Genomic DNA, 6,704 nt, shown 5'->3' with positions numbered 1-6,704 from the left:
GCCCCCGTGCTCGTCCCCGCCGAGGGCCCGCACCGCACCGCCGCCGAGCTCGCCGAGGCGTGCCTGGAGGCCGCCCGCCGCGGCGCCGTCGTGCGCGCCGCCCGCGGCGGGCCCCGCGGCGCGGCCGTCCTGGCCGTCCCCCTCACCGGCGCCGGCGGCACCGCCCTGGGCGCCCTGGGCGTGCTCGCCGCCGCACCGCGCACCTTCGACGACGCCGACGCCGCCGTCCTGGCCCAGCTCGCCCAGGACGTCGCCGCCCACCTGGAGCTGGCCGGCGGGCCCGCCCCCGGGGACCCGGCCGACCAGCTGCGCTGGCAGCTCGCCGTGGACGCCGCCCGCATCGGCAGCTTCGACTGGGACCTCACCACCGGCGAGCTGACCTGGGACGACCGCCTGCGCGAGCTGTTCGGCTTCCCCCGCGCCCGCTTCACCGGGCCCCTGGAGGAGTTCACCGACGTCCTGCACCCCGACGACCTGCCCCGCGTGCAGGAGGCGCTGCGCGCCGCGATCGACGCCGTCGACGACTACGAGGCCGAGTACCGCGTCGTGCGCCCCGACGGGGACGTGCGCTGGCTCAAGGCCCGCGGCACCGTCCTCGCCGGCCCCGACGGCGCAGCGGCCCGCCTCCTCGGCGCCGCCTACGACACCACCGCCGACCGCGAGTCCGACGCCCGCGTCACCCGCGTGCTGGAGACCATGTCCTCGGCGTTCTTCTCCCTGGACCGCGACTGGCGCTTCACCTACGTCAACGCGCACGCCGAGAAGCTGCTGGGGCGCTCGCGCACCGAGCTGCTCGGCGGGGACGTGTGGGAGCTGTTCCCCGACGCCCTCGGCGCGCGCTTCGAGACGCAGTACCGCGCGGCCGTCGCCACCGGCCGGGCCGTGGAGTTCGAGGAGCACTACCCCGAGCCGCTGAACGCCTGGTACGAGGTGCGCGCCTGGCCCGGCCCCGACGGGCTGTCCGTGTACTTCCACGACGTCACCGGCCGGCGCGCCGCCGTGGAGGAGGCCGAGCGCGCCTCGGCGGCCACCGCGCAGGCCGCCGAGCGGCTGCGGGTGCTCGTCGGCGTCAGCGAGGACCTCTCCGAGACCCTGGACGCCGAGGAGGGCGTGGCCCGCCTGGGCCAGCACCTGGTGCCCACGCTCGCCGACTGGTGCGTGGTCACCCTCCTGGACGAGCACGGCGACTTCCGCGACATCGGCGCCGCCCACGTCGACCCCTCCCTGCTGCCGCTGGTGCGCGAGTACCAGGAGCGCCGCCTGCACGCCCTGGACGCCGGCGCGCCCCTGCACCGGGCGCGCACCACCGGCCGCAACGTCGTCGTGGACACCGGCGCCGCCGAGGAGCTGTGCCGGCACCTCAGCGACGAGCGCACCTGCGAGGTGGTGCGCGAGCTGGCCCCGGAGTCGATGGTGGTGCTGCCGCTGCGCGCGCGCGGGCGCCTGGTGGGCGCGGTGACCCTCTTCCGCGGCGCGCAGCGCCCCGGCTTCTCCTCCGACGACCTGCTCACCGCCACCGAGATCGCCGACCGCGCCGGCCTGGCGCTGGACAACGCGCGCCTGTACGGCGCGCAGCAGCGCATCGCCGAGGGGCTGCAGCGCAGCCTGCTCACCGCCCCCGTGCACCCCGAGCACCTGCGCGTGGCCGTGCGCTACCACCCCGCCGCGCAGGCCGCCCAGGTCGGCGGCGACTGGTACGACGCCTTCCCCCACCCGGGCGGCTCCACCCTCGTCGTCATCGGCGACGTCATGGGCCACGACGTGGACGCCGCCGCCGCGATGAGCCAGGTGCGCAACCTGCTGCGCGGCGTCGCCGTCGCCGGTTCCGGCACCCCCGGGGAGGTGCTGCGCGGGCTCGACGCGGCGATGGCGACCCTGGGCCTGGTCACCACCGCCACCGCCGTGGTCGCCGCGCTGGAACCGGCGGCCGCGCAGGACCGCGCCCGCGCCGGCGGGGACGCCGCCCTGCTGCGCTGGGCCAACGCCGGGCACCCGCCGCCGGTGCTGCTGGCCCCCGACGGCACCGTGCGCGCCCTGGAGGGCCCCGTGCACGACCTGCTGCTGGGCATCGACGCCGAGCAGGTGCGCCACGAGCACGAGCTGCTCCTGGAGCCCGGCTCCACCCTGCTGCTGTACACCGACGGCCTGGTGGAGCGCCGCGACCAGCCCGTCGACGAGGGCGTGCGCCGCCTCGTGGCCGCCGTCGCCGACCTCGCCGGCGCCGACCTGGACGAGCTGTGCGACGCGGTGCTGGAGCGCCTGGTGCCGCGCGGCGCCGAGGACGACGTGGCGCTGGTGGCGGTGCACGTGCGCGCCGGCTGCGCGAGCGCCTGAGGGCCGCGCGGGCCCGCCCCGGCCCGGGGCGCGTGCCGGCGAGGTCGCCCGCACGCACGACGCCGGCCGGGACTCGTGGTCTTCCCCTCCACGTGCCCCGGCCGGCGCCGCGACCATCCTGCCACCGCTGCGGGGCCGGTGGGAACCCCGGGGCCCGCGGGTTCGGAGGGCGGGGTGGGGGCTTCCCGGACAGGATGGGCGCATGTGCGACGTCACGCCGCGAGCGGAGGTGGCCCTGCCGGCCGACCTGTCCGCGGCCCGGCGGGCCCGCACCTTCCTGCGCGCCTCGCTGTGCCGGGTGCACCAGGACGCCGCCCTGGAACGGGCCCTGCTGCTGCTGTCCGAGCTGGCCGTCAACGCGGTGCGCCACGGCCTGCCCCCGGTGCGCGCCGCGGTGGACTGCCGCGTGGCGGTGCTGCGCCTGGTCGTCAGCGACGGCAGCCGCGAGCGCCCGCAGCACAAGCGCTCCCCGCTGGAGGCGGAGTCCGGGCGCGGCGTGGACCTCGTCGACGCCCTCAGCGAGGCGTGGGGGGTGCGGGTCGAGCGGCACGGCAAGAGCGTGTGGTGCGACCTGAAGGGCTGACGCGCAGAAGGGCCGACGCGCCGGGGGGAGGCGAGCTCCGGCTCAGCGGGCCAGCACGCGCACCGCGGCGATGGCCACGTCGTCGTCGCTGCCGCCGGGCAGCATCCGGCGGATCAGCTCGTCGCACAGCTGCTCCAGCGGCGCGCCGGCCAGCTCCGCCACGGTGTCGTGCAGCTGCGCCAGGCGCTCCTCCATCGAGCGGTCGCGCCGCTCCACCAGGCCGTCGGTGAACAGCAGCACCGTCGAGCCCAGCGCCAGGCGCGCCTCGTGCTGCACCCGCTCGCCGTGCGTGCCCAGGCCCACGACCAGCCCGTCGCCGGCCAGCTCGCCCACCGAGCCGTCCGGGCCCACCACCACCGGCGGCAGGTGGCCCGCGGTGCACCAGCGCACCAGGCGCTCGCCGCCCTCGGAGTGCGCGTCCAGCTGCAGCACCACCGCCGTGGCCAGCGTCGTCACCCCCAGGCCCTCCAGGAGGCGGTCCAGGCGCTGCAGCACCTCGCGCGGCTGCGCGGAGCGGTCGTAGGCCACCGCCCGCACCAGCGTGCGCAGCTGGCCCATCGCCGCCGCCGCCGACACGTCGTGGCCCATGACGTCGCCGATGACGACGGTCGTGGCGCCGTCCGGCTGCGTGAACGCGTCGTACCAGTCGCCGCCGACCTGCGCGGCCTCGGCGGCCGGGGCGTAGCGGGTGACGACCTCCAGGCCGGGCGCGTCGCTGGGCCGGGTCAGCAGGCTGCGCTGCAGCGTCTCCGAGGAGCGGCGCTGCTGCGCGTACAGCCGCGCGTTCTCCAGCGCCACGCCGGCGCGCGCGCCCAGGTCGGTGGCGGTGCGCAGGTCGTCCTCGGTGAACGCCGGGCGGTCCGGGCCGCTGAGCAGGGTCAGCGCGCCGGTGACCTGCCCGCGCGCGCGCAGCGGCACCACGATCGCGCTGCCCAGGCCCAGGCGGCGCATCAGCGCGATCGTCCCCTGGTCGCGCACGCCGCGGACCATGTCGGCCTCGGTGACCTTCAGCAGGCTCGGGCCCAGCTGCCCGCGCAGCACCCGCATCGACACGGAGGTGTCCAGCAGGTCCGCCTGCAGGCGCTGGAAGCGCCGCGCGTCCGCGGCGCGCTCGGGGCGCGCGTGCGCGGCGCGGATGTGCCGGGTGCGCCCGGAGGAGTCCAGCACCGTGGCGAACGCCCACTCCGCCAGGCCCGGCACCACCAGCGAGGGCAGCAGGTCCTGCGCCTCGTCCGGGTCGAGCACGGCGGACAGCTCCTCGGTGACCTGCGAGAGGAACTCCAGGCGGCGGCGGGCGTCGCGGGCGACGTCCAGGGCGGCGTCGCGCTCGCGCTCGGCCTGCACGCGCAGCGTCACGTCGGACTGCACGCCCACGTGGTGGGTGATGCGCCCGGAGGTGTCGCGCACCGGGGAGATGACGACCTCGTTCCAGAACGCGGTGCCGTCCTTGCGGTAGTTCAGCAGCAGCTCGGTGACGGTGCCGCCCGAGCGCAGGCCCTCGCGGATGCGGCGCACCGCCTCCCGGTCGGTGCCCGGGCCCTGCAGGAAGCGGCAGTTGCGCCCCAGGACGTCCTTGCCGTAGCCGGTGACCTTCTCGAAGGCGGGGTTCACCCACACCAGGGGGTCGTCGTCCTGGTTCGGGTCGGAGATCGTGAAGGACAGGTCGCTGGCGAGCACGGCACGGCTGTGCAGCTGCTCGGCGGACTCGCGCGCCCCGCGCACCAGCGCCTCCTCGCGCAGCGGCAGCAGCACCACCAGCGTCAGGGCGCTGAGCTGCTCCAGGGGCGCCTCGTGCAGCGGCAGGCCCACCACCCACAGCGCCTCGCGGGCGCCGGCGAGGTCGTTGCCGCGCGCGGCGCTGACCCGCTCGCCGCCCACGGGCTGGCCGCGCGCGATGCGCGAGAGGGGGCTGGCGGGCAGGCCGCTGGCGGGGTCGGACAGCTCCGAGCCGTCGGAGGCCTGCAGGCCCGCCGAGCGCGACCACTCGTCCACCGGGCACGGCAGGACGGCGTGGGGGGCCAGCTGCTCGGCGAGGGGGTTGGCGTAGAGGACCGTGCCGTCGGAGGTGCGCACCAGCAGCACCGCACCCGGCTGGTTGTGCACCACGCTGGGCAGGGTGTCCGTCACCGCGTCGCGCGCCAGCGCGGCGTTGGTCCCGTCCATCCCGGCGAGCCTAACCCGGCGGCGCGGCGCGCTCCATCGCTGGTGCCCGCCCGTGCTGCGGACGGGTGGCAGCGGGCGGGGCCGCCCGCTGCCGGCGGCGCTTGTCCTCGTACATGCGCCGGTCGGCGGCGGTGAGCAGGCCGGCGAGGTCCGCGCCGGGCGCGACGGCCACCGCCCCCAGGGAGGTGCCCACCCGGGCGCTGCCCCCGCCGGGCAGCGGCACCGGCGCGCCGACGGCGGCGCGCAGCGCCCCCAGCACCGCGCGCGTGGCCGGCGCGGCCGGTGCGCCGGTGTGCAGCAGCACCACGAACTCGTCCCCGCCCGGGCGCGCCAGGACGCCGTGGCCGTCGACGACCGCGGCGGCGCGGCGCACCACCGCGCGCAGCACCTCGTCGCCCGCGTCGTGGCCGAAGGTGTCGTTGACGGCCTTGAAGCCGTCCAGGTCGAGCAGCGCCAGCGTCCAGCCGGCCCCGCCGCCCGCACCGGCCGCGCCGGCCGCGCCGGCGACGTGCCGGTCGAAGTGCGCGGCCAGGCCGCGGCGGGTGTGCGCCCCCGTCAGCTCGTCGCGCTGGGCGGCGGCCGCCGCGACCTGCGCGAGCTGGGCGCGCCGGCCCTGCAGCAGCGCCAGCACCAGCGACAGCGCCAGGGCCGCGCCGGCGGTGCCCAGCGTGGCCGCCCCCGGGCCCGGTGCCGCGCCCGGCGCGCCGGCGGCGGTCAGCCGGGAGGCGACCAGCGCGCTGACGGCCAGCGGCGCCAGCACCTGCGCGGCGACGGTGACGACGAGCACCAGGTGCGGGTGGCTGCGCTGCGCCAGCCGCGGCAGCGGCGCGGTCGCCCCGGGCGCCGGCGGGCCGGTGCGCAGGTTCGCCACGAGCGGGACGACGGCGCCCAGCACCACGCACGCGATGCCCGCGCTGCCGGTGGGGGCGGCCTCGCGGGTCAGGCTGAGCACCACGACGGCGTCGCCGAGCACGAGCAGGGCCACCCCGGCGGCCGTGGCGGCCAGCAGCGCGCTGGCGCGCCGGTCCGGGCGCGGCGCCGTCCACGCCGCGCCGACGACGGCCCCGAGGGCGGCGGCGGCCACCGCGGCGTCGAAGAAGCAGAACAGCGAGTACGAGCGCCCGTCGTCGACGAGGGCCCCCAGGGGGGTGGTGAGCAGCAGCAGGGCGGTGACGCTGACGGTCACCTGGGCCTGGGCGACCCCGCGCCGCCACGTCCAGCGGCGCCCGCCGGCCGGCGGGGTGGCGTGCGCGAGCAGGCCCAGCAGGGCGGTGTAGCGCACGACCTGCAGGGCGACGGTGACGCCCGGCTCGAACTCGCGGTCCGCGAAGCTCAGGCCCGTGGGGTCCACGGTGAGCAGCCAGTACGCGTCGCCCAGGGCCGTCAGGGCCACGTAGGCGGTGAGGAGGGCGACGGCCCGGCGCGCGCGGCGGCCCGGCGCCAGCGCGGCCACCGCGGTGAACAGCAGCGTGGCGAGGACCTCCCCGCCCACGACGGCGGTGTCGATCGAGCCGCCGTAGCGGGCCAGCAGCACCGCCCAGCCGGCGAGCACCGCGGCCACCAGCGCCGCGCACGCGCGGCGGCGCCGCGGCGCGGTCCACCGCCCCGCGCGCGGCCCCTGGAC

General features: G+C 78.4%; 4 protein-coding genes. 2 read left to right on the top strand and 2 right to left on the bottom strand.

Annotation, left to right across the window (positions count from 1 at the left end; translation table 11 throughout):
• Nucleotides 1-2,334: SpoIIE family protein phosphatase (locus GTR00_RS11085; RefSeq protein WP_205705554.1), on the top strand; the 2,334-nt coding region annotated here is incomplete at its 5' end.
• Nucleotides 2,335-2,536: 202 nt separating this feature from the next.
• Nucleotides 2,537-2,917, top strand: coding sequence for an ATP-binding protein (locus GTR00_RS11080; RefSeq protein ID WP_166611681.1), 381 nt, complete (start codon nt 2,537-2,539; stop codon nt 2,915-2,917).
• Nucleotides 2,918-2,959: 42 nt separating this feature from the next.
• Here the strand turns inward: GTR00_RS11080 and GTR00_RS11075 are convergent, their stop codons facing one another.
• Together GTR00_RS11075 and GTR00_RS11070 are read right to left on the bottom strand one after the other, a co-directional pair.
• Complete coding sequence (locus GTR00_RS11075) at nt 2,960-5,080, bottom strand: SpoIIE family protein phosphatase (protein WP_166611680.1); 2,121 nt, start codon at nt 5,078-5,080, stop codon at nt 2,960-2,962.
• A 10-nt stretch (nt 5,081-5,090) separates the two neighbouring features.
• Nucleotides 5,091-6,704, bottom strand: a 1,614-nt coding sequence (locus tag GTR00_RS11070) for a GGDEF domain-containing protein (protein WP_205705553.1), incomplete at its 5' end; no start/stop codon positions are given.

Origin of the sequence: Kineococcus indalonis (genome assembly GCF_009906395.1) — a bacterium.
Classification (GTDB): domain Bacteria; phylum Actinomycetota; class Actinomycetes; order Actinomycetales; family Kineococcaceae; genus Kineococcus; species Kineococcus indalonis.
Note: the sequence above shows the minus strand (reverse complement) of the source record. Positions and strands in the feature narration are given on the sequence as shown.